Consider the following 18,990-nt stretch of genomic DNA (forward strand, 5'->3'; position numbering starts at 1 on the left):
ATCTGGCGTTGACTTTTGGCACGCTGTTGAGTTCTCAAGGAACGGTCGCTTCCTTTGTACTCACCCTCTCGGGCTTTCCTCCGGGCTTCCCTTCGTTCTTGCGTTTCCGACTCTATCAGATCCTTTCGGCGTCCGATTCCCGGTCGGCGGGATTGTCTGAGGCTTTCCGGCTTTCGCCTGTCGGCCTTTCGACATTCACTACGTTAGCCGATTCCCGTCGAGACTCATAATCGAGTTCCGTGAGTTCGAATTCAGGCATGCAGGCATGACAAATCCGACCCCGTCAGGGGAAGTCGTAGGTAGTGGGTGGCCGCTTCCGGCTGCTGGCGAATGCCATACCCGGTTCATCGGCTCGGGCTACGTTACGCACCTTCCAGGGACGCGTCAACTTGAGCGGCGCCGGGGTACATGGGCCCGATAGGGGCTGACTGTCGGGTCATCTGCAATCCAGTAACGCCAGGGATGAACCTCACCATTGCCCCCCTCGCCGGCGACTCCGGTGCGCGGACCGTTGCGTACCTGGTCGGAGGGGGCGGGGGAACCGGTCAGCATCCGCAGCGGTGTCTCGTCGGCGGCACACGCGTCCGTGCCGTCCAGGGCCCGGTCGACGCCCAGGGCGGTGGCCAGGCGGGCCGGGCCTTTGGCCAGTTCTCTGTCGTATCGGGCCGAAAGTCGACGTTTGCGCGCGAGCTCGACGCCCTCGACGATCTCGCCGGCGCGGAGCAGGACCGCGCTCGCGATGCCCACCGGACCGCAGACGAGGTTCATGCAGAACCACATGCCGTAGGTGAAGTAGACGTACACATGTCCGGGCGGACCGAACATCACCTCGTTGCGGGGTGTGGGCCCGCGATAGGCGTGCGACCCGGGGTCGTTCGGGCCGTCGTACGCCTCCACCTCTGTGATGCGGACCGCGATCGGACCGTCCGGGGTGGTGCGGAGGAGGATGCGGCCGAGGAGGTCGGGGGCGACCTCCAGTACAGGGCGGTCGAAGAAGTCCCTGGGGAGTGACGTACGGTCCGGGGGCGCGATCATGGCGTCCGAGCCTAGTCCAGGCAGAGGATGCCAAGGGGTGGTCAAGGATTCGTCTCCTTGCCAGGGTGTGGGCCGGAACCGGTCGCGGTCGGATCGCGTTTCTAGGGATCAAGGGTCCGTACGTAAAGGGAGAGTCATGGGGTTCAAGAAGCTGCTCGCGAGCCTGGGGGCCGGTGGGGCTTCCGTGGAGACGGTGCTCACCGAGATCAACGTCGTGCCGGGTGGCGTCGTCCAGGGTGAGGTGCGGATCCAGGGCGGGTCGGTGAATCAGGAGATCCAGGGGCTGTCCGTGGGTCTCCAGGCGCGGGTCGAGGTGGAGAGCGGCGACGAGGAGTACAAGCAGAACATCGACTTCGGCAAGGTGCGGCTCGGCGGTGCCTTCGAGCTGCAGGCCGGGGCGGTGCACGCGGTGCCGTTCGGGCTGGAGATCCCCTGGGAGACGCCGGTCACGATGATCGACGGGCAGGCGCTGCGCGGGATGCACATCGGGGTGACCACCGAGCTGGAGATCGCGCGTGCCGTGGACTCCGGTGACCTGGACCCGATCAACGTGCACCCGCTGCCGGCACAGAAGGCGATCCTGGACGCCTTCATCCAGCTGGGCTTCCGCTTCAAGAACGCGGACCTGGAGCGCGGTCACATCCGGGGGACCCGGCAGACGCTGCCGTTCTACCAGGAGGTGGAGTTCCACCCGCCGTCCCAGTACCGGGGGCTGAACCAGGTCGAGCTGAGCTTCGTGGCGGACGCGCACGCCATGGACGTCATCCTTGAAATGGACAAGAAGCCGGGGCTGTTCAGTGAGGGCAGTGACACCTTCCGGTCGTTCCAGGTGGGTCTGCACGACTTCCACGGGACCGACTGGGCGGCTTATCTGAACCAGTGGCTGTCCGAGGTCGGCAGCAAGCGCAACTGGTTCTAGGCTCGGGAACCGCGGAGTCCGTATCGGCTTCCGTAAGCGATCAGTATCGATCAGGAGGTACCGAGGTGACCGAGCTCAAGCGGCGGCCTCTCCCCCATGACTTCCACCCGCCCGTCCCCTCGTTCACGGTGACGAGCGACGACGTCGAGGAAGGGGCGACGCTCAAGGACGCTCAGGTCTACGCGAAGGGCAACACCTCGCCGCAGCTGCGGTGGGAGGGCTTCCCGGCCGGGACCAAGAGCTTCGCCGTGACCTGCTACGACCCGGACGCCCCGACGGGCAGCGGGTTCTGGCACTGGTCCGTGTTCGACATTCCGGCCTCGGTGACCGAGCTGCCGGCGGGTGCGGGCAGCGGCAAGTTCGAGGGCCTGCCCGAGGGCGCCGTACAGGTGCGCAACGACTACGGGTCGAAGGACTTCGGCGGTGCCGCGCCGCCGCCCGGGGACGGGCCGCACCGGTACGTCTTCACGGTGTACGCGGTGGACCAGGAGAAGCTCGGTCCGGACGCCGATGTGTCGCCTGCCGTCGTCGGGTTCAACCTGCGGTTCCACGCGATCGCCCGCGCGCAGTTGATCGGCGAGTACGAGAACCCCGAGAAGGGCTGACGCACCTCGCGAAATCAGCCAAGCGTTCATTGAACGTTTGCCCGTCCCTGGTCTTGGAAGTGATCAGGGGCGGGCAGTTTTTATTGCGTTGTCCATCTCGGCGCGCCCGTCCAGAGTTGATCCAAGCCCGCCGGGGGTGGGCACGGTGCACATGGGAGGTGGGCTGGATGCGTGACACGCTGGTGCTGAACGCGAGCTTCGAGCCGCTGTCTACGGTGACTTTGAATCGAGCCGTCGTCCTGGTGCTCCAGGACAAGGCCGTCGTCGAGCAGGCCCACCCCGAACTGCGCATGCGCGGTGCGGATGTGGACATACCCGCGCCCCGGGTGATCAGGCTGTGCCGTTATGTACGGGTGCCGTTCCGGAGACAGGCGCCCTGGTCGAGGCGGGGGGTGTTGGTCAGGGACCGGCACCGGTGCGCGTACTGCGGGCGGCGGGCGACGACCGTCGACCATGTGGTGCCTCGGGCCCAGGGCGGTCAGGACTCTTGGCTGAACACGGTGGCCTCGTGCGCGGAGGACAATCACCGCAAGGCGGACCGGACACCTGAGCAGGCGGGGATGCCGTTGCTTCAGAGACCGTTCGAGCCTTCACCGCAGGATGCGATGCTGTTGGCGATGGGGGCCGAGGATCTGGCGGCGCTTCCTGAGTGGCTGGCGGGGGATGTGGCCGCCTAGTCGTGTGCCTGGCCGGGCTCGTCGTGCGAGCGCGGCTTGTCGCGCCCACGCGGCGGAGCCGCAAATCAAACAGAGCCCCGCGCCCCTGAACGGGGTGCGGGGAACCTTTGTTTTCCAGAACCGTCCGTCGATGACCGTCAGTCGATGTTGGGCTTCTCGCGGCGTTCCTGGGCCGGGACGTTAGCGCCGCCGCCCGAACCGCCGCCCAGCGAGCCGAAGTTGCCCATCGCGCCGGACAGGCCCTTGAGGGCGTCGCCGATTTCGCTGGGGACGATCCAGAGCTTGTTGGCGTCGCCCTCGGCGATCTTCGGAAGCATCTGGAGGTACTGGTAGGAGAGGAGCTTCTGGTCCGGGTCGCCCGCGTGGATCGCCTCGAAGACCGTGCGGACCGCCTGGGCCTCGCCCTCGGCGCGCAGAGCGGCCGCCTTGGCCTCACCCTCGGCGCGCAGGATCTGGGACTGCTTCTCACCTTCGGCGGTGAGGATCGCGGCCTGCCGCGTGCCTTCCGCGGTGAGGATCGCGGCGCGCTTGTCACGGTCGGCGCGCATCTGCTTCTCCATCGAGTCCTGGATGGAGGTCGGCGGCTCGATCGCCTTCAGTTCGACACGGTTGACGCGGATGCCCCACTTGCCGGTGGCCTCGTCGAGGACACCTCGCAGGGCCGCGTTGATCTCCTCGCGGGAGGTCAGGGTGCGCTCCAGGTCCATGCCGCCGATGATGTTGCGGAGCGTGGTGACCGTGAGCTGCTCGATGGCCTGGATGTAGCTGGCGACCTCGTAGGTGGCCGCTCGCGCGTCGGTGACCTGGTAGTAGATGACCGTGTCGATGTTCACGACCAGGTTGTCCTGGGTGATCACCGGCTGGGGCGGGAACGGTACGACCTGTTCACGCAGGTCGATGCGGTTGCGGATGGTGTCTATGAACGGGACCACGATGTTCAGGCCCGCGTTCAGGGTCCGCGTGTAGCGGCCGAAGCGCTCCACGATGGCGGCGCTCGCCTGTGGGATGACTTGGATCGTCTTGATCAAGGCGATGAAGACCAACACCACCAGAATGACCAGGACGATGATGACCGGTTCCATCGTCGCTCCCCGTACCCTTCTCCGCCTCGGCGCTCGGCAGATCTTATGGTTGTTGAAGATCTTGCTGGACGAGTCTGACAGACCCTCGCCCAACTCGGGAGTCCTTCCGCTGAGTTGCGTCGTACGAGGTCAGATGACGATGGCCGTGGCCCCCTCGATCTCCACGACGTCCACTTCCTCTCCGGCTTCGTAGGCGCGCCCGGTGTCGAGCGAGCGTGCCGACCAGACCTCGCCGGCCAGCTTGATCCGTCCGCCGGAGCCGTCGACGCGTTCCAGTACGACGGCCTGCTTGCCCTTCAACGCGTCTATGCCCGTGGCGAGTTGGGGTCGCTGGGCGGCGTGCCGGGCTGCGATGGGGCGTACGACGGCGATCAGGGCGACGGAGACGACGACGAAGACGAGTACCTGGATGACGACGCCCGCACCGAGTCCGGCGGTGGCCGCGGCGGCCAGCGCGCCGACCGCGAACATGCCGAACTCCGGCATCGCGGTCACCACGAGCGGGATTCCGAGCGCCGCCGCGCCGACGAGCCACCACACCCATGCGTCGATGCTGTTCACATGGTCATGGTAGGGCCGCGGGTGCCGACCCCGACAGGGTGCTTTCCCTGGACGGAACTCCCGTCAGGAGCCGTCAGGACAGGGGGAGTCCGTGGGCCGTCCAGCGGTCGCCGAGCTGCTCCACGACGAGCGGGAGGCCGAAGCAGAGGGAGAGGTTGCGGGAGGAGAGTTCGAGCTCCAGCGGGCCGGCGGTGAGGACCTTGCCCTGGCGGATCATCAGGACGTGGGTGAAGCCGGGGGCGATCTCCTCGACATGGTGGGTGACCATGATCATGGAGGGGGCGATCGGGTCCCGGGCGAGCCGGCCGAGGCGGCGGACCAGGTCCTCGCGGCCGCCGAGGTCGAGGCCGGCGGCGGGCTCGTCGAGCAGCAGCAGCTCGGGGTCGGTCATCAGGGCGCGGGCGATCAGGGTGCGCTTGCGCTCGCCCTCGGAGAGGGTGCCGAACTTCCGGTCCACGTAGTCGGTCATGCCGAGGCGGTCGAGGAAGGCGCGGGCGCGCTCCTCGTCGACCTCGTCGTACTCCTCCTGCCAGTGGGCGGTCATGCCGTAGGCGGCGGTGAGCACGGTCTCCAGGACGGTCTGGCGCTTGGGGAGCTTCTCGGCCATGGCGATGCCGGCCACACCGATGCGGGGGCGCAGGTCGAAGACGTCGACCTTGCCGAGGGTGTCGCCGAGGATGGTGGCGGTGCCCTTGCTGGGGAAGAGGTAGCTGGAGGCGATGTTCAGGAGGGTGGTCTTGCCGGCGCCGTTGGGGCCGAGGATGACCCAGCGCTCGCCCTCCTTCACCGACCAGGAGACCTGGTCCACCAGAGCCCGGCCCTCCCGGACCACGGATACGTCCTGAAGCTCCAGAACATCGCTCATGAGCGCGTTGTCTCCCCTTGCAGTGTGGCCGGTCTCGGCTGGCGCGTACGCCGGTGGCTCGGGCGGCGGCGCCGGTGGGCGCGGCCCTTATGAAATCTACGCCACGAGTGCGGCGCTCCATTCCATCGGTCCGGTCCTTAGGGTGGAGGCATGCTTTCGGAACCTCGCTCAGGGCGCCTCGCCGCCTGGGGAAATGCCCTGTTGGCCGGAGTTGTCTCTCCGGATGACGCCGTGCTCGCCATCGTCGGCGAGGACGCGGTGCATCGGGTGGAGGGGCTGCCCGGGGAGTCCGCTCCGGTCGGGCTCACGCTGGCGTTCGGGCGGCTGCGGACGCTGGGGGCGACCGGGCTGCGGGTCGCGCTGCCGGCGCCGGGCCATCCGCTGGGGCTGAGCGGCCCGCCGGAGTTCAACGCGCGGGCTCTGGAGGCCGAGCAGGCGGTGATCTGTTACGGCGCCGCCCTCGGGCTGGTGCCGGAGGTGTCCGAGGCCGGTCCCGCCGGTGATGTGCATGTCGAGGTGGTCTGGCATGTGCTGCCGGTGCGGGAGGCGCCGCCTGCGGACGTGCCGTCGCTGGGCGAGGCCGAGCGGGAGCTGGCGGAGGCGCTCAGGGACGCGACCGAGATTCTGGCGAAGCTGGACGTCGCCGGGTCGGGTCCGGTGGCGGAGGCGGCGATCGACGCCTACCGGGCGCGGGCCGAGCGGGGGCGGGAGGTGCTGGCCCCCGGGTATCCGCCTCGGGCGGTACGGGTCCTCGAGCTGGCGCAGCGGGTCGGGTTGCTGATCTCGCTGGCGCACGAGAACGGGCACGGGGGCGCGGTGAGCGCGTCGGAGATGGCGGCGCGGTCGCTGGCCCTGCGGCCGGTGGAGCGGACGGCCCGGCGGGCGCAGGTGGCGGCGTACAACTCGGTGGTGGAGGAGCGCGAGCGGGGGCGCTAGAGCGCCTGAGGGCCACGCCGCACGGCGTGGCCTCGACGGTGGTGCCGGTCCTACTTGTTGACCGCGGTGTTGCCGAACGCGGGGTTCAGGAGGCCGACCACGTTGGCGGAGAGACCGCTGACGTTGACCGGGACGTTGGGCGGGATCTGGGCGACCAGGCCGGAGGCGACGCCCGGGGAGGCGACAGCGTCGCCGTCGGCAACCGCGTCGGCGAAGGCCGAACCGGCGGAGGCGCCCGCTGCGATACCGGCGACGGTGAGGGCGACGGCGGCCTTCTTGGCGATGTTCATGGGAAGGGTTCCTCCTGCGTGTGCGTGTCCGACCCGGCCGTGGGTCGTGCGCTGATCAACGCCGCAGGGGTCCTGGGTGGTACGGGGCGCCTGGCCGTGACGGCCCGTTCGGATCATTGGGCGTGAGAGTCACTGGACCTGAGAGCCGTTGGGCCCAGGAGTCATTGGCAGTAAAAGCCGCTGGGAGTAAAAGCCGACCGGCCTTCCGGGGGCGCCCGGAAGGCCGGAGGTCGATGCCGCGGTGCGGCGCGGTCTCAGTGGTTGAGGCCGAGGTTGCCGAAGGCGGGGTTCAGCACGCCGATGACGTTGACGCTGTTGCCGACGGCGTTGACCGGGACGTGCACCGGGACCTGGATGACGTTGCCCGAGACGACGCCCGGAGAGCCCTGGGCCTGGCCGTCGGCGTGGGAGCCGCCGGTGTGGGCGGAGGCCATCCCCGCGCCCGCGGCCATGATCCCGCCGGCCACCATCGTCACGGCCGCTGCCTTCTTCAGGTTCTTCACTTCTTGAGCCCTCCTTGGCGATCGCCGCGGCGGTCGCCGCGGCACGCACTGAAGAACGCCGGTGGCCGGGAGAGGATGCGCCGTCCGGGTGACATTCCCACGACGGTATGAATCTCAGCCCGTAGGACGACCCTTCATGTTGCCGTCGGTGAAGCGTTACGGAGGGCGTTTCAGCCGGTCACGCCATGGCGTACGGCCCACAGGGCGGCCTGGGTGCGGTCGGCGAGGTCGAGTTTCATCAGGATGTTCGAGACGTGCGTCTTGACGGTCTTCTCGGAGAGCACCAGAGCGCGTGCTATCTCGCGGTTGGAGCGGCCGTCGGCGATCAGCCCCAGCACCTCGCGCTCCCGCTCGGTGAGCGACCCTCCCCTGCCGTGGCCGGAGTTGGCCTCCTCCTGGGAGAGCAGGGCGCCGGCCACCTCGGGCTGGAGCAGGACGTGCCCGGCGTACACCGAGCGGATGGCGGTGGCGAGCGCGTCGGGATCGACGTCCTTGTAGACGTATCCGGCGGCGCCTGCGCGCAGGGCCGGGACCACCGTGCGCTGCTCGGTGAAGCTGGTGACGATGAGCACGCGCGCGGGGTTGTCGAGTTCGCGGAGCTTGCGCAGGGCCTCCACGCCGTCCATGCCGGGCATCTTGACGTCCATGAGGACGATGTCGGGGCTCAGCTCCTGGGCGCGCTCGACCCCTTCGGCGCCGTCGGCGGCCTCGCCGACGACCTCTATGTCGTCCTGGACCTCCAGGAAGGTACGCAGGCCCCGGCGGACGACCTGGTGGTCGTCGACCAGCAGGACCCTGATCGCGTCAGCCACCGGGGACCTCCATCTCGATCGTGGTGCCCTTGCCGGGCGCCGATTCCACGGTCAGCGTGCCGCCGGCCCCGTTCGCCCGGTCCCGCATGGAGACCAGGCCGAGGTGGCGTCCGGCACTGCGGGTGAGGTGCGGGTCGAAGCCGCTGCCGTCGTCCGTGACCCGCAGCACGGCCCCGCCGCCGCGCCGGTTCACGGTCACGTCGACGTGCTCGGCGCCGGAGTGCCGCAGGGCGTTGTGCAGGGCTTCCTGGGCCACCCGGAGCAGCGCCTCCTCCTGGGCGGCGGGCAGGGCGCGGACGCCGCCGGCGGCGAAGGTCACGCGCGCCGCGTGGGCGCGGTCGAGGACCTGGATCTGGGTGCGGAGGGTGGCGACCAGACCGTCCTCGTCGAGGGCGGCGGGGCGCAGCTCCACGACGGCCGCGCGCAGTTCGTCGGTGGCCTCGGCGGCGAGCGCGGCCACCTGCTGCAACTCGCCCTTGGCGCGGGAGGGGTCGCGGTCGACCAGGGCGGCGGCGGCCTGGGCGGTAAGGCGCAGGGAGAACAGTTTCTGGCTCACCGCGTCGTGCAGCTCGTGGGCGAGCCGGGAGCGCTCCTCGGCGATGGTCAGCTCGCGGCTGCGCTCGTAGAGGCGGGCGTTGGTGAGGGCGATCGCGGCGTGCTGGGCGAGGATGGAGAGCAGTTCCTCGTCCTCCGCGGTGAAGCCGCAACTGCCGTCGGGCTCGGGGCACGGGGAGTGTGGGGGGCTTCCCCCCGCCGAGCGCACCTTGTTGGCCAGGAACAACGCGCCGATGATCTCGTCGCCGTCCCGGATCGGCAGGCCCAGGAAGTCGGACATCTCGGGGTGGGCCGACGGCCAGCCCTCGAAGCGGGGGTCCTTGCGGACGTCGGCGAGCCGCTCGACCTTCGCCTCGTGGAGCATCGCGGCGAGGATGCCGTGCTGGCGCGGGAGCGGGCCGATGGCCTTCCACTGGGCGTCGGTGACACCGTCGACGACGAACTGGGCGAAGCCGCCGTGGTCGTCGGGGACCCCGAGCGCGGCGTACTGCGCGTCGAGCAGCTCACGGGCGGAGGCGACGATCGTCTTGAGGACGTCGCGCACCTCCAGGTGCCTGCTCATGGCCAGCAGCGCTGAGCTGACCGCGGCGAGGCCGGACCGGGGACCTTGACTCATGCCCTCACGGTACCGGCGGGGTGTGACACCGCGGATCGGCCGATGGTGGCGGGGCCCGGGCCGATGGCCGTAGGACCCGGGTCCTAGGACGCAGGCCCCGGACCGGCGGCGTAGTCCGAAGGGCCCCGCCGGATTGCGCCCCGCGTCCGAGGCGGCCGGGGCGGTGCCGTTCCTAGGTTGAGGTCACCGCCGACGGAGGCGGACGGAGCCGAGGGGACGGTTGTCATGCCGGTAGCGATCATCACGGGGGCGTCGAAGGGACTGGGGCGTGCGCTGGCTCAGGCGCTGGCCGCGCGCGGCTGGGACCTGGTGCTGGACGCCAGGGGCGCGGGGGCGCTGAAAGAGGCGGCGGAGGCCGTCGCGGGGCCGGGGACGCGGGTGGCGGCGCTGCCCGGCGATGTCACGGACGCCGGGCACCGGGCCGAGCTGGTGGCCGCCGCGGGTCGGCTGGGCGGGCTGGACCTGCTGGTGAGCAACGCCAGCGCGCTGGGTGCCGAGCCGCTGGTGCGCCTTGGCGAGCTGCCCCTGGCGGGGCTGCGCCGGGCACTGGAGGTGAATGTGGTGGCCGCGCTGGGCCTGGCCCAGGAGGCGCTGCCGCTGCTGCGGGAGTCGGCTGCGGGGGCGGTGATAGCGGTCAGCTCGGACGCGGGCGCGGAGGCGTACGAGACCTGGGGCGGGTACGGCGCCTCGAAGGCCGCCCTGGACCAGCTGGCGGCGGTGCTCGGTGTGGAGGAGCCGGGGCTGCGGGTGTGGTCGGTGGATCCCGGGGACATGGCGACCGGCCTGTACGCGGCGGCCGTACCGGACGACGACGATCCACGGCCGGCACCGGAGAGCGTCGTACCGGCGTTCCTGCGGTTGCTCGACGAGCGGCCGGCGAGCGGCCGGTACGGGGCGCCGGCTCTGGTGGAGGGACGATGACGACAGCTCTGCGGGTGCCGGAGGAGTTGTCCGCGCGGGTGCCGGCCGAGCAGCGCGGGCCGGGGCTGGAGCGGGATGCCGTACGGCTGCTGGTGTCGCGCGGGACGGCGGTGTCGCATCACGCCTTCGCCGAGCTGCCGGTGCTGTTGCGGGCCGGGGACCTGCTGGTGGTGAACACCTCGCCGACGCTGGCGGCCGCCGTGGACGGGCGGATCGGGCACGCGCGCGTGGTGGTGCACTTCTCCACCCGCGGGGACGACGGGCGGTGGGCGGTCGAGCTGCGGGAGCCGGACGGCAGGGGGACGACACGCGCGCGTGCGGGCGCGTCCGCGGGGAGTGAGGTGCGGCTGCCCGGGGGCGGGCGGCTGGTCCTGGTGGAGCCGCTGAGTGCGCGGGGCGAGCGGCTGTGGTGGGCGCGGGCCTCGGGGGACGTGCCGGGGATGCTGCGGGAGCACGGGCGGCCCATTCGTTACTCCTACACGGAGCGGGACCAGCCGCTGTCCGTCTACCAGACGGTGTTCGCGCTGCCCTCGGCCGACGGGGCCGGGAGTGCGGAGATGCCGAGTGCGGCGCGGCCCTTCACCGCGCGGCTGGTGGCGGAGCTGGTGAGCCGGGGCGTGCAGTTCGCGCCGATCACGCTGCACACGGGGGTGTCGTCGGGGGAGGCGCACGAGCCGCCGTACCCGGAACGTTTCGCCGTTCCGGCGGCGTCGGCGCGTCTGATCAACGCGGCCAGGGCGGGTGGCAGGCGGGTCGTCGCCGTCGGGACGACCGCCGTGCGGGCCGTGGAGTCGGCGGCGGGCGCCGACGGGGTGGTGCGGGCGGCCGAGGGGTGGACGGAGCTCGTCGTGACGCCCGGGCGCGGGGTGCGGGTGGTGGACGGGCTGCTGACCGGGCTGCACGAGCCGGAGGCCTCGCATCTGCTGATGCTGGAGGCGGTTGCGGGGCGGCCCTCGGTCGACCACAGCTACGAGGAGGCGTTGCGCGGGCTCTACCTGTGGCACGAGTTCGGCGATGTGCACCTCATCCTCCCGGAGGAGAGCCCTCACACAGAGCATTGCTAGAGCAACTCCTGGTGAGATTCATGTGCGGCCGATGTGAGGCCGCACATAGGGCGCACATCACGTACGAACGGACATAGGAGATAAAGGGTCCCGCAGTGAACGGGACAGACGACCTAGTCTGTCCCGTTTTGCCCCTCCGGCCTGTACTACCGGGGATCGTACGTCACACCTTTGCCAGGGAATTTTGCGGCCGCTAAGAATTGCTCTCGTCGCTCAGCACCGCGGATTCCCCCCGCGGTGTTCGTGCAGGAGGAGCCGGTCTCCCCCGCGGACAACGAGCGACCTCCGCGCTATTCGAAGAGGTCCACTGCTATGCCCAAGCACGCCCACAGTCCCACGCTGACCAAGCATCACAAGATCGCGCTCGCCGGTGTCGCCACGCTCGGCGCCGCCGCCCTCGCCTTCTCCGCTGTGCCCAGCAGCGCGGAGACCGCCGTGACCGGGTCCCCCCGGACCGCGGCCCAGGTGGCCTACGGCACGGAGCAGATCAAGGACGTCAAGGGCACGGTCACCGACCAGCTCGCGTTCCAGAACGTCAAGGTCGAGGCGATCGCCGCCAAGAAGAAGGCGGCCACGCCCCACACCCTGCACCTGGCCCACGTGAAGCAGGCCCACGCCCTGCACGTGGCGCACGTGAAGAAGGCCCACGCGGCCCACACCGCCAAGGTCAAGGCCGCCCACACCGCCCACGTGAAGCACGTCGAGGCCGCCGCCAAGCAGGCCGCCCACGCCGCCCACGTGAAGCACGCCGCCAAGCAGGCCGCGAGCCGGTCCGCGCAGCGCCCGCAGATCCAGCAGGTCGCCGCGAAGACCTACTCGAACACCCTCGACGGCTGGATCCGCCAGGCCCTCGACATCATGAACACCAAGGGCATCCCGGGCTCTTACAACGGCCTGCACCGCAACATCATGCGGGAGTCCTCCGGCAACCCGAACGCCATCAACAACTGGGACATCAACGCCATCAACGGCATCCCCTCCAAGGGTCTGCTGCAGGTCATCCCGCCGACCTTCGCCACGTACCACGTCAACGGCACGTCCTGGAACATCTACGACCCGGTAGCCAACATCACCGCCGCCGCCAACTACGCGGCGCATCGGTACGGCTCGATCGACAACGTCAACAGCGCGTACTGAGGCCGGCGCGGACCTCTTCACGCACGCGCCGAAGGGCGGCACCCCACTGCGGGGTGCCGCCCTTCGGCGTCGTACGGGCGACTACTTGCGCATGACCTCGGGCTCGTGGCGGCGCAGGAAGCGGGCCACCAGGAAGCCGCAGATCACCCCGAGGACGATCAGCGCGGCCATGTCCATGGTCCAGGCCCCGGCGGTGTGGTTCCACAGCGGGTCCGTGCTGGTCGGGTCGTCGGTGTTGGGCGCGATGTTGTTGAAGTCCAGCGTGGCGCCGTCGGCACCCACCGCCCAGCGGGACGGCATCAGGTACGAGACCTGGTTGACGCCGACCGCTCCGTTCAGGTTGAACAGGCAGCCGGTGAACACGACCTGGATGATCGCGAACATCACCAGCAGCGGCATGGTCTTCTCGGACGTCTTCACCAACGAGGAGATGACCAGGCCGAACATCATCGAGGTGAAGCCGAGCCCCATGATCGGGATACAGAGCTCGAAGAGGGTGGAGTGGCCGAGGACCACGCCCTCGTCGGGGATCTCACGGCTGGAGAAGCCGATCAGGCCGACCATCAGGCCCTGCAGCACGGTGATCACACCGAGCACGACCACCTTGGACATCAGATATGCCGACCGGGACAGACCGGTCGCCCGCTCCCGCTCGTAGATGACCCGTTCCTTGATCAGCTCGCGCACGGAGTTCGCGGCGCCCGCGAAACAGGCGCCGACGGCGAGGATCAGCAGGACCGTGGTCGCCGTGCCGTTCGGGACCGGCACCCCGGTCTTCGAGCTCACCGGGTTGACCAGCAGACCCTTGTCGCTGTCGATCAGCAGGCTGACCGCGCCGAGCACCGCCGGCAGGATCACCGTCAGCGCCAGGAAGCCCTTGTCGGAGGCGATGACCGACACGTATCGCCGCACCAGGGTCAGCAGCTGCGACCCCCAGCTCTGCGGCTTCTTCGGCCGCATCGCCTGCATCGCGGGGATCTGTACGGACTGCGGGGCGATCGCGTCGATGTCCGCGGCGTACATCTGGTAGTGCTGCGAGCCCTTCCAGCGGCCCGCCCAGTCGTAGTCACGGTAGTTCTCGAAGGCGGAGAAGACATCGGCCCAGGTGTCGTAGCCGAAGAAGTTCAGCGCCTCCTCGGGCGGACCGAAGTAGGCGACCGCACCGCCCGGCGCCATCACCAGGAGCTTGTCGCACAGCGCCAGCTCGGCCACCGAGTGGGTGACGACGAGGACCGTACGGCCGTCGTCGGCGAGGCCGCGCAGCAGCTGCATGACATCGCGGTCCATCCCCGGGTCGAGACCCGAGGTGGGCTCGTCGAGGAAGATCAACGACGGCTTGGTGAGCAGCTCCAGGGCCACCGAGACCCGCTTGCGCTGGCCGCCTGAGAGGGACGTGACCTTCTTGTCCTTGTGGATGTCGAGCTTCAGCTCGCGCAGCACCTCGTCGATGCGGTCGTCGCGCTCCTGCCCGGTGGTGTCGGCCGGGAAGCGCAGCTTGGCCGCGTACTTGAGGGCCTTCTTGACGGTCAGCTCCTTGTGCAGGATGTCGTCCTGCGGGACCAGACCGATGCGCTGGCGCAGCTCGGCGAACTGCTTGTAGAGGTTGCGGTTGTCGTACAGCACCTCGCCCTCATTGGCCGGGCGGTAGCCGGTGAGCGCCTTGAGCAGGGTCGACTTGCCGGACCCCGAGGGGCCGATGACCGCGATCACGGACTTCTCCGGGACACCGAAGGAGACGTCCTTGAGGATCTGCTTGCCGCCGTCGACCGTGACGGTCAAGTGCCGTGCGGAGAAGGAGACTTCGCCGGTGTCGACGAACTCCTCCAGCCGGTCGCCGACGATCCGGAAGGTGGAGTGGCCGACGCCGACGATGTCGTTCGCGTCGAGCAGCGCGGTGCCGCCCTTGGCGATCGCGACACCGTTGACGTACGTGCCGTTGTGCGAGCCCAGGTCGCGGATCTCCATGCGGCCGTCCGGCGTGGAGTGGAACTCCGCGTGGTGGCGCGAGACCTGCAGGTCGGAGACGACCAGCTCGTTCTCCAGGGCACGGCCGATGCGCATCACGCGGCCGATGGAGAACTGGTGGAACGTGGTCGGGCTGCGGTCGCCGTAGACCGGCGGCGCCCCCGCGCCACCACCGGAGGCCATGGCCGGGGCGCCCTGCTGCTGCGGGATCGCCGACGAGGCCTGCTGCCAGTCCTGTTGCGGAGCCGATGGCTGCGGAGCCGGCGGCTGGGACCAGCCCGCGCCGCCCGCGCCCTGCGCCGCGTACGGCTGCTGCTGAGGCTGGGGCCGGGCCGCGGCGGCCGCGGTGCCGGACAGGCTCAGCCGCGGTCCGTCGTTCGCGTTGCCCAGGTGTACGGCCGAGCCCGGGCCGATCTCGGTCCGCTGGACCCGCTGGCTCTGCACGAAGGTGCCGTTGGTACTGCCGTGGTCCGCGATGACCCAACTGCGGCCGTCGAAGCTGATCGTGGCGTGCCGCCAGGAGACCCTGGCGTCGTCGAACACGAGGTCCCCCTGCGGATCGCGTCCGAGGGTGTATGACCTGGACGGGTCGAGCGTCCAGGTGCGTCCGTCTGATTCCAGTACGAGTTCCGGCACTCCAAGCCCCATGAGTAGTCCCCCGAGTTACCCCCATCACAGGGAGTCTAGGGATGTCGAACATCGTCGGGAACTATTTCAGGCTCGGCCCTCTGACCGAAAGTCGGGCCTTGTGGAGGCCTCCTACGAGCGCTTCAACTCTTTCCGTTGACGGGGTTGAAACCGGGCCGGAGAGTGGTAATCCACGCGAGGGGGACAAGCGCGGCGGAGCGGCCCGGCGCGTCCGCGGATCGGGGGGTCGGCCATGGGTTCTGGCACGTCCGGCACGGGAGTCGAGAACACGAGGCACGGCGCGCGGCTGCCGTGGGGCGACATCCTGCTGTCCGCGATCGCCGCGGTGAGCTGGGCGTTGATCGGCATGGCGGGTACCGCGGCGCTGGGTCTGCATCTGCTGCGGGCCGACGCGGCGGGCTCACTGGGCCCGATGACAGCGGCGGTTGTGGCACTCGGGGCAGGTGGTTCGGTCACGCCGAACGGAGATCTGTCTGCATTCGGCCTGAAAGGGGCACAGGCCACCACGGCCGTCGAGATCACGCCATTGGGTGTGAGCCTGGTGGGAGCCCTGCTCCTGTCCTGGTTCTTCTTACGGTCCCTGCGCACGGCCGGAGTTGTGATCGCACCGGCCGAACTGCTGGCCCGCGCGGGCTCGGTGGTGGGGCTCTTCGTGGCGATGCTGGGCGGACTGGCCTGGGCCGGGCACTCGGTCGTGACCATCGACGGCGGTGCGCTGGGGCTGGACAAGCTGCCGGGTACCGGCGGCGGAGGAGGCGGTCTCAAGATCCCCGGCATCGGGGATGTCGGCGGGCTGCTGCCGGACCGCCTCGGCGACCTCGTGCACGCGAACGCGGCGGTCGGCTTCAGCGTGGACACGGCGGCGACCCTGCTCGGCGGTCTCGGCTGGTCGGTCGGGATCCTGCTGATCGCCCTGCTGGCCTCACGCCGCACTCCGCTGCCACGCGGCTGGGAAGCGGTACACCGGGTGGTACGGCCGGCGGTCTCGGCGCTGGTGACGGTCCTGCTGGTGGCGGTCACGGCGGGCTGGGCGGCGGCGGCCTTCGCGGCGGTCGGCGACCCGCACCCGGCCCGGATCATGGGCGCGGCGCTGCTCGGCGCCCCGAACGGCGTCTGGCTCGGCATCCCGATCGGCCTCTTCGTTCCCTTCGACGGCAGGGCGACGGGCATCCTCACCATGTTCCTGCCGCACCCCCTGGACGACCTCCTGAACTCACCGTCCGACCAGTCGGTGACCCTGGGCCACCTGGCCGACCTGGACGGACGGGTATGGCTGCTGGGCATCGCCGCGGCCCTGCTGATGCTGCTGGCCGGAGTGTTCACGGCGGTACGGACGCCGGTGACCGGCCGTGGGGCTGGTGCTGGTGCCGCAGCCGGTGAGGCGGAGACGCTGCGGGGCTCGCGTCCCGGCGCGCTCGGTTTCGCCGGACGGTGCGCGGTGCGGCTGGGCATCGCGACCGCGCTCACGCTGCCGCTGCTGGCCTGGCTGGCGGACCTGTCCGTGGATGCCTCCCTGTCGGTGCTGGGCTTCGACGCCTTCGGCGCCGGCATCCAGCTGCACGGGCAGCTGGGCATGGCCCTGCTCCTCGGCGCGGCGTGGGGTGCGGCGGCGGGGGCGGCGGGCGCGCTGCTGGCATGGGCAACCGGCGCCGCCGGCACCCGCACGGCGCGGCCGGCACGGGGTGACGCGGGCCGCGGCCCGGTGGGGCCCGGGGCTCCGGGACACCCCGGGAGCGGCGGGACGGAGGGACCCTACGCACCGACGACTCCGTACCGCCCCCCGAATCCGCACACCAATCCCTACCTCCGGGTACCGACCGAACTACGGGAGCCAGGGGGCGACGACCGGGAGCCCTGGCCCGAGAGGCCGGGGGAACGGCAACGCCCGGGACCGCCAGCCGGACAGGCATCGTGGCCCGACGCGCCGCGGGAGTCCCAGACCCGGGGGCCATACGACGCACGGCCACCCCGGCCCGACGCGCCGCGGGAGTCGCGGGGCTTCGGGCCTGCGGGCGGACGGGGTGACGCACCGCCGGCGGCGGACGGCCGGGCTGTCGGCGGTCCGCGGTCGTCGGAGGGGTCGTCGCGCGAGGGCGGCGGCGACCCCCCTGACGTACCGTCCGGTGCCGGTGATGTGTACGGCGCTCCCACCATGGCCCGGCCGGTCGACCCGCCGCCCCGCTCTCCGCGGCGCGGACCAGCGGGGCGGCGGCCGGACGGTCCGGACACGGGCCCGCCTCCCCCGCCTCCCCCTCCTCCTCCGCCTCCCCCGCCGCCGCCCAGGCGGCCCCATCGGTGAGGCTGCTCACCGCCGAGGCGAGGCTCGGCGATGTCGCCAATGGCGTCCGGACCGCGCGTGGAGCGGCCCTGAACTGTGCGTGAAGGCGCGGGCCGGGAGTATGCCGCTCCCGGTCGCCGACATCGCCGCACGTTCGCCCGTAGTGTGGAAGCAAGGCCTCCGACACCGATCCGACACTTATTGTTCCGTGTCCGTCAGGCGGACCACCTGCGCCGCAGGCACTGCGTGCCGGTTACGGTGGTTACACCATGAGCGATCCTCAGACCTCCGAGGTCCCCACTCTCCTCGTCAAGATCTTCGGCAAGGACAGGCCGGGCATCACGGCCGGCCTCTTCGACACCCTTGCCGCGTACATGGTCGACGTGGTCGACATCGAGCAGGTCGTCACGCGAGGCCGGCTGGTGCTGTGCGCGCTCGTGACCCCGCCCGCGGCAGGGCTCGAGGGCGACCTCAGGGCGACCGTGCACAGCTGGGCCGAATCGATGAAGATGCAGGCGGAGATCATCTCCGGCCACGGCGACAACCGCCCGCGCGGCCTGGGCCGTTCCCTGGTCACCGTCCTGGGTCACCCCCTGACCGCCGAGTCGACGGCCGCCATCGCCGCCCGGATCGCCAAGGCGGGCGGCAACATCGACCGTATCTTCCGGCTCGCCAAGTACCCGGTGACGGCGGTGGAGTTCGCGGTGTCCGGCGTGGGGACCGAGGCACTGCGCACCGCCCTGGTCGCGGACGCGGCGGAACTCGGCGTGGATATCGCGGTCGTCGCGGCCGGCCTGCACCGGCGGGCCCAGCGTCTGGTGGTCATGGACGTGGACTCGACGCTCATCCAGGACGAGGTGATCGAGCTCTTCGCCGCGCACGCCGGCTGCGAGGACCAGGTCGCCGAGGTGACGGCGGCCGCGATGCGCGGGGAGCTGGACTTCGAGCAGTCGCTGCACGCGCGCGTGGCGCTGCTGAAGGGGCTGGACGAGTCGGTCGTGCAGAAGGTGCGCGCCGAGGTGCGGCTGACGCCGGGCGCCCGGACCCTGATCCGCACGCTGAAGCGGCTCGGCTACCAGGTCGGCGTCGTCTCGGGCGGTTTCACCCAGGTCACCGACGATCTGCAGGAGCGGCTCGGGCTGGACTTCGCCCAGGCCAACACGCTGGAGATCGTCGACGGCAAGCTGACCGGCCGGGTGACCGGCGAGATCGTGGACCGTGCGGGCAAGGCACGGCTGCTGCGCCGGTTCGCTGCCGAGGCGGGCGTACCGCTGTCGCAGACGGTGGCCATCGGTGACGGCGCCAACGACCTGGACATGCTGAACGCGGCCGGTCTCGGTGTCGCCTTCAACGCCAAGCCGGTGGTCCGCAAGGCCGCGCACACGGCGGTGAACTTCCCCTTCCTGGACACGGTGCTGTATCTGCTGGGCGTCACCCGTGAAGAGGTCGAGGCGGCGGACACCCACGACGAGAGCTGAACCGCCCGGCGGTCCTGTCGCAGGGGCCCGGCACCGAGGAGAC

The 18,990-nt window shown here is 70.4% G+C and carries 18 protein-coding genes; 9 read left to right on the forward strand and 9 right to left on the reverse strand.

From position 1 onward, the window contains the following. Nucleotides 1–384: 384 nt before the first annotated feature. A complete protein-coding gene (locus tag ACWGJB_RS10855) occupies nt 385–1,035 on the reverse strand; it encodes a DNA-3-methyladenine glycosylase (protein ID WP_453379871.1) in 651 nt (216 codons plus the stop codon). Nucleotides 1,036–1,171: 136 nt separating this feature from the next. Here ACWGJB_RS10855 and ACWGJB_RS10860 point away from each other — a divergent pair, with 136 nt between their 5' ends. The 3 genes from ACWGJB_RS10860 (at nt 1,172) to ACWGJB_RS10870 (ending at nt 3,236) form a co-directional block, all read left to right on the forward strand. Beyond that, complete coding sequence (locus ACWGJB_RS10860) at nt 1,172–1,954, forward strand: sporulation protein (RefSeq protein ID WP_453379872.1); 783 nt, start codon at nt 1,172–1,174, stop codon at nt 1,952–1,954. Between the two features lie 65 nt (nt 1,955–2,019). After that, the gene (locus tag ACWGJB_RS10865; protein ID WP_453379873.1) at nt 2,020–2,559 is read left to right on the forward strand and encodes a YbhB/YbcL family Raf kinase inhibitor-like protein; all 540 of its coding nucleotides are present in this window, start codon (nt 2,020–2,022) and stop codon (nt 2,557–2,559) included. A 167-nt stretch (nt 2,560–2,726) separates the two neighbouring features. Next, nucleotides 2,727–3,236 carry an HNH endonuclease gene (locus tag ACWGJB_RS10870; RefSeq protein WP_453379874.1) on the forward strand — a complete coding sequence of 170 codons (510 nt, stop codon included), beginning with the start codon at nt 2,727–2,729 and terminating at the stop codon, nt 3,234–3,236. A 137-nt stretch (nt 3,237–3,373) separates the two neighbouring features. Here the strand turns inward: ACWGJB_RS10870 and ACWGJB_RS10875 are convergent, their stop codons facing one another. From ACWGJB_RS10875 to ACWGJB_RS10885, 3 genes are all read right to left on the reverse strand, one after another. After that, entirely contained in the window at nt 3,374–4,318 is a 945-nt protein-coding gene (locus ACWGJB_RS10875; RefSeq protein ID WP_453379875.1) for an SPFH domain-containing protein, read from the reverse strand. A gap of 129 nt (nt 4,319–4,447) precedes the next feature. Continuing rightward, a complete protein-coding gene (locus tag ACWGJB_RS10880; RefSeq protein ID WP_362568513.1) occupies nt 4,448–4,879 on the reverse strand; it encodes an NfeD family protein in 432 nt (143 codons plus the stop codon). 73 nt (nt 4,880–4,952) lie between these two features. Continuing rightward, nucleotides 4,953–5,744, reverse strand: coding sequence for an ABC transporter ATP-binding protein (locus ACWGJB_RS10885; RefSeq protein ID WP_453379876.1), 792 nt, complete (start codon nt 5,742–5,744; stop codon nt 4,953–4,955). A gap of 150 nt (nt 5,745–5,894) precedes the next feature. Between ACWGJB_RS10885 and ACWGJB_RS10890 the strand changes: the two genes are divergently transcribed. Beyond that, nucleotides 5,895–6,680 (forward strand): hypothetical protein, encoded by a 786-nt coding sequence (locus tag ACWGJB_RS10890; RefSeq protein WP_453379877.1) that lies wholly within the window; start codon nt 5,895–5,897, stop codon nt 6,678–6,680. Nucleotides 6,681–6,730: 50 nt separating this feature from the next. Here ACWGJB_RS10890 and ACWGJB_RS10895 read toward each other — a convergent pair whose 3' ends face one another. The 4 genes from ACWGJB_RS10895 to ACWGJB_RS10910 form a co-directional block, all read right to left on the reverse strand. Continuing rightward, nucleotides 6,731–6,970 (reverse strand): chaplin, encoded by a 240-nt coding sequence (locus tag ACWGJB_RS10895; protein ID WP_453379878.1) that lies wholly within the window; start codon nt 6,968–6,970, stop codon nt 6,731–6,733. Nucleotides 6,971–7,224: 254 nt separating this feature from the next. Continuing rightward, a complete protein-coding gene (locus ACWGJB_RS10900; RefSeq protein ID WP_453379879.1) occupies nt 7,225–7,473 on the reverse strand; it encodes a chaplin in 249 nt (82 codons plus the stop codon). Between the two features lie 170 nt (nt 7,474–7,643). Then, nucleotides 7,644–8,285: a response regulator gene (locus tag ACWGJB_RS10905; protein WP_453379880.1), complete on the reverse strand. Its 642-nt coding sequence runs from the start codon at nt 8,283–8,285 to the stop codon at nt 7,644–7,646. Beyond that, nucleotides 8,278–9,456, reverse strand: a complete 1,179-nt coding sequence (locus tag ACWGJB_RS10910) for a GAF domain-containing sensor histidine kinase (protein ID WP_453379881.1) — start codon at nt 9,454–9,456, stop codon at nt 8,278–8,280. The genes ACWGJB_RS10905 and ACWGJB_RS10910 overlap by 8 nt, the downstream gene beginning before the upstream one ends. A 225-nt stretch (nt 9,457–9,681) precedes the next feature. Between ACWGJB_RS10910 and ACWGJB_RS10915 the strand changes: the two genes are divergently transcribed. The 3 genes from ACWGJB_RS10915 (at nt 9,682) to ACWGJB_RS10925 (ending at nt 12,578) form a co-directional block, all read left to right on the forward strand. Further along, a complete protein-coding gene (locus ACWGJB_RS10915) occupies nt 9,682–10,377 on the forward strand; it encodes an SDR family NAD(P)-dependent oxidoreductase (protein WP_453379882.1) in 696 nt (231 codons plus the stop codon). After that, nucleotides 10,374–11,441: an S-adenosylmethionine:tRNA ribosyltransferase-isomerase gene (locus ACWGJB_RS10920; protein ID WP_453379883.1), complete on the forward strand. Its 1,068-nt coding sequence runs from the start codon at nt 10,374–10,376 to the stop codon at nt 11,439–11,441. The genes ACWGJB_RS10915 and ACWGJB_RS10920 overlap by 4 nt, the downstream gene beginning before the upstream one ends. A 312-nt stretch (nt 11,442–11,753) precedes the next feature. Further along, entirely contained in the window at nt 11,754–12,578 is an 825-nt protein-coding gene (locus ACWGJB_RS10925) for a transglycosylase SLT domain-containing protein (protein WP_453379884.1), read from the forward strand. An 81-nt stretch (nt 12,579–12,659) separates the two neighbouring features. Here ACWGJB_RS10925 and ACWGJB_RS10930 read toward each other — a convergent pair whose 3' ends face one another. Next, nucleotides 12,660–15,191, reverse strand: coding sequence for an FHA domain-containing protein (locus ACWGJB_RS10930; protein WP_453379885.1), 2,532 nt, complete (start codon nt 15,189–15,191; stop codon nt 12,660–12,662). Nucleotides 15,192–15,423: 232 nt separating this feature from the next. Here ACWGJB_RS10930 and ACWGJB_RS10935 point away from each other — a divergent pair, with 232 nt between their 5' ends. Next, on the forward strand, nt 15,424–17,490 hold the full coding sequence (locus ACWGJB_RS10935; RefSeq protein WP_453379886.1) for a streptophobe family protein: 2,067 nt from the start codon (nt 15,424–15,426) through the stop codon (nt 17,488–17,490). Between the two features lie 248 nt (nt 17,491–17,738). After that, nucleotides 17,739–18,947 (forward strand): phosphoserine phosphatase SerB, encoded by a 1,209-nt coding sequence (serB, locus tag ACWGJB_RS10940; RefSeq protein ID WP_453379887.1) that lies wholly within the window; start codon nt 17,739–17,741, stop codon nt 18,945–18,947. Nucleotides 18,948–18,990 lie beyond the last annotated feature (43 nt).

The sequence above is a fragment of the Streptomyces sp. NPDC054813 genome (assembly GCF_053611365.1).

Excerpts from the sequence above, each read along its gene's own strand:
- ACWGJB_RS10860 (WP_453379872.1), top strand. The coding sequence starts at position 1,172 with ATGGGGTTCAAGAAGCTGCTCGCGAGCCTGGGGGCCGGTGGGGCTTCC.
- ACWGJB_RS10855 (WP_453379871.1), bottom strand. The coding sequence starts at position 1,035 with ATGATCGCGCCCCCGGACCGTACGTCACTCCCCAGGGACTTCTTCGAC.
- ACWGJB_RS10925 (WP_453379884.1), top strand. The coding sequence starts at position 11,754 with ATGCCCAAGCACGCCCACAGTCCCACGCTGACCAAGCATCACAAGATC.
- serB (WP_453379887.1), top strand. The coding sequence starts at position 17,739 with ATGAGCGATCCTCAGACCTCCGAGGTCCCCACTCTCCTCGTCAAGATC.
- ACWGJB_RS10910 (WP_453379881.1), bottom strand. The coding sequence starts at position 9,456 with ATGAGTCAAGGTCCCCGGTCCGGCCTCGCCGCGGTCAGCTCAGCGCTG.
- ACWGJB_RS10920 (WP_453379883.1), top strand. The coding sequence starts at position 10,374 with ATGACGACAGCTCTGCGGGTGCCGGAGGAGTTGTCCGCGCGGGTGCCG.
- ACWGJB_RS10890 (WP_453379877.1), top strand. The coding sequence starts at position 5,895 with ATGCTTTCGGAACCTCGCTCAGGGCGCCTCGCCGCCTGGGGAAATGCC.
- ACWGJB_RS10885 (WP_453379876.1), bottom strand. The coding sequence starts at position 5,744 with ATGAGCGATGTTCTGGAGCTTCAGGACGTATCCGTGGTCCGGGAGGGC.
- ACWGJB_RS10915 (WP_453379882.1), top strand. The coding sequence starts at position 9,682 with ATGCCGGTAGCGATCATCACGGGGGCGTCGAAGGGACTGGGGCGTGCG.
- ACWGJB_RS10875 (WP_453379875.1), bottom strand. The coding sequence starts at position 4,318 with ATGGAACCGGTCATCATCGTCCTGGTCATTCTGGTGGTGTTGGTCTTC.
- ACWGJB_RS10930 (WP_453379885.1), bottom strand. The coding sequence starts at position 15,191 with ATGGGGCTTGGAGTGCCGGAACTCGTACTGGAATCAGACGGACGCACC.
- ACWGJB_RS10895 (WP_453379878.1), bottom strand. The coding sequence starts at position 6,970 with ATGAACATCGCCAAGAAGGCCGCCGTCGCCCTCACCGTCGCCGGTATC.
- ACWGJB_RS10935 (WP_453379886.1), top strand. The coding sequence starts at position 15,424 with ATGGGTTCTGGCACGTCCGGCACGGGAGTCGAGAACACGAGGCACGGC.
- ACWGJB_RS10870 (WP_453379874.1), top strand. The coding sequence starts at position 2,727 with ATGCGTGACACGCTGGTGCTGAACGCGAGCTTCGAGCCGCTGTCTACG.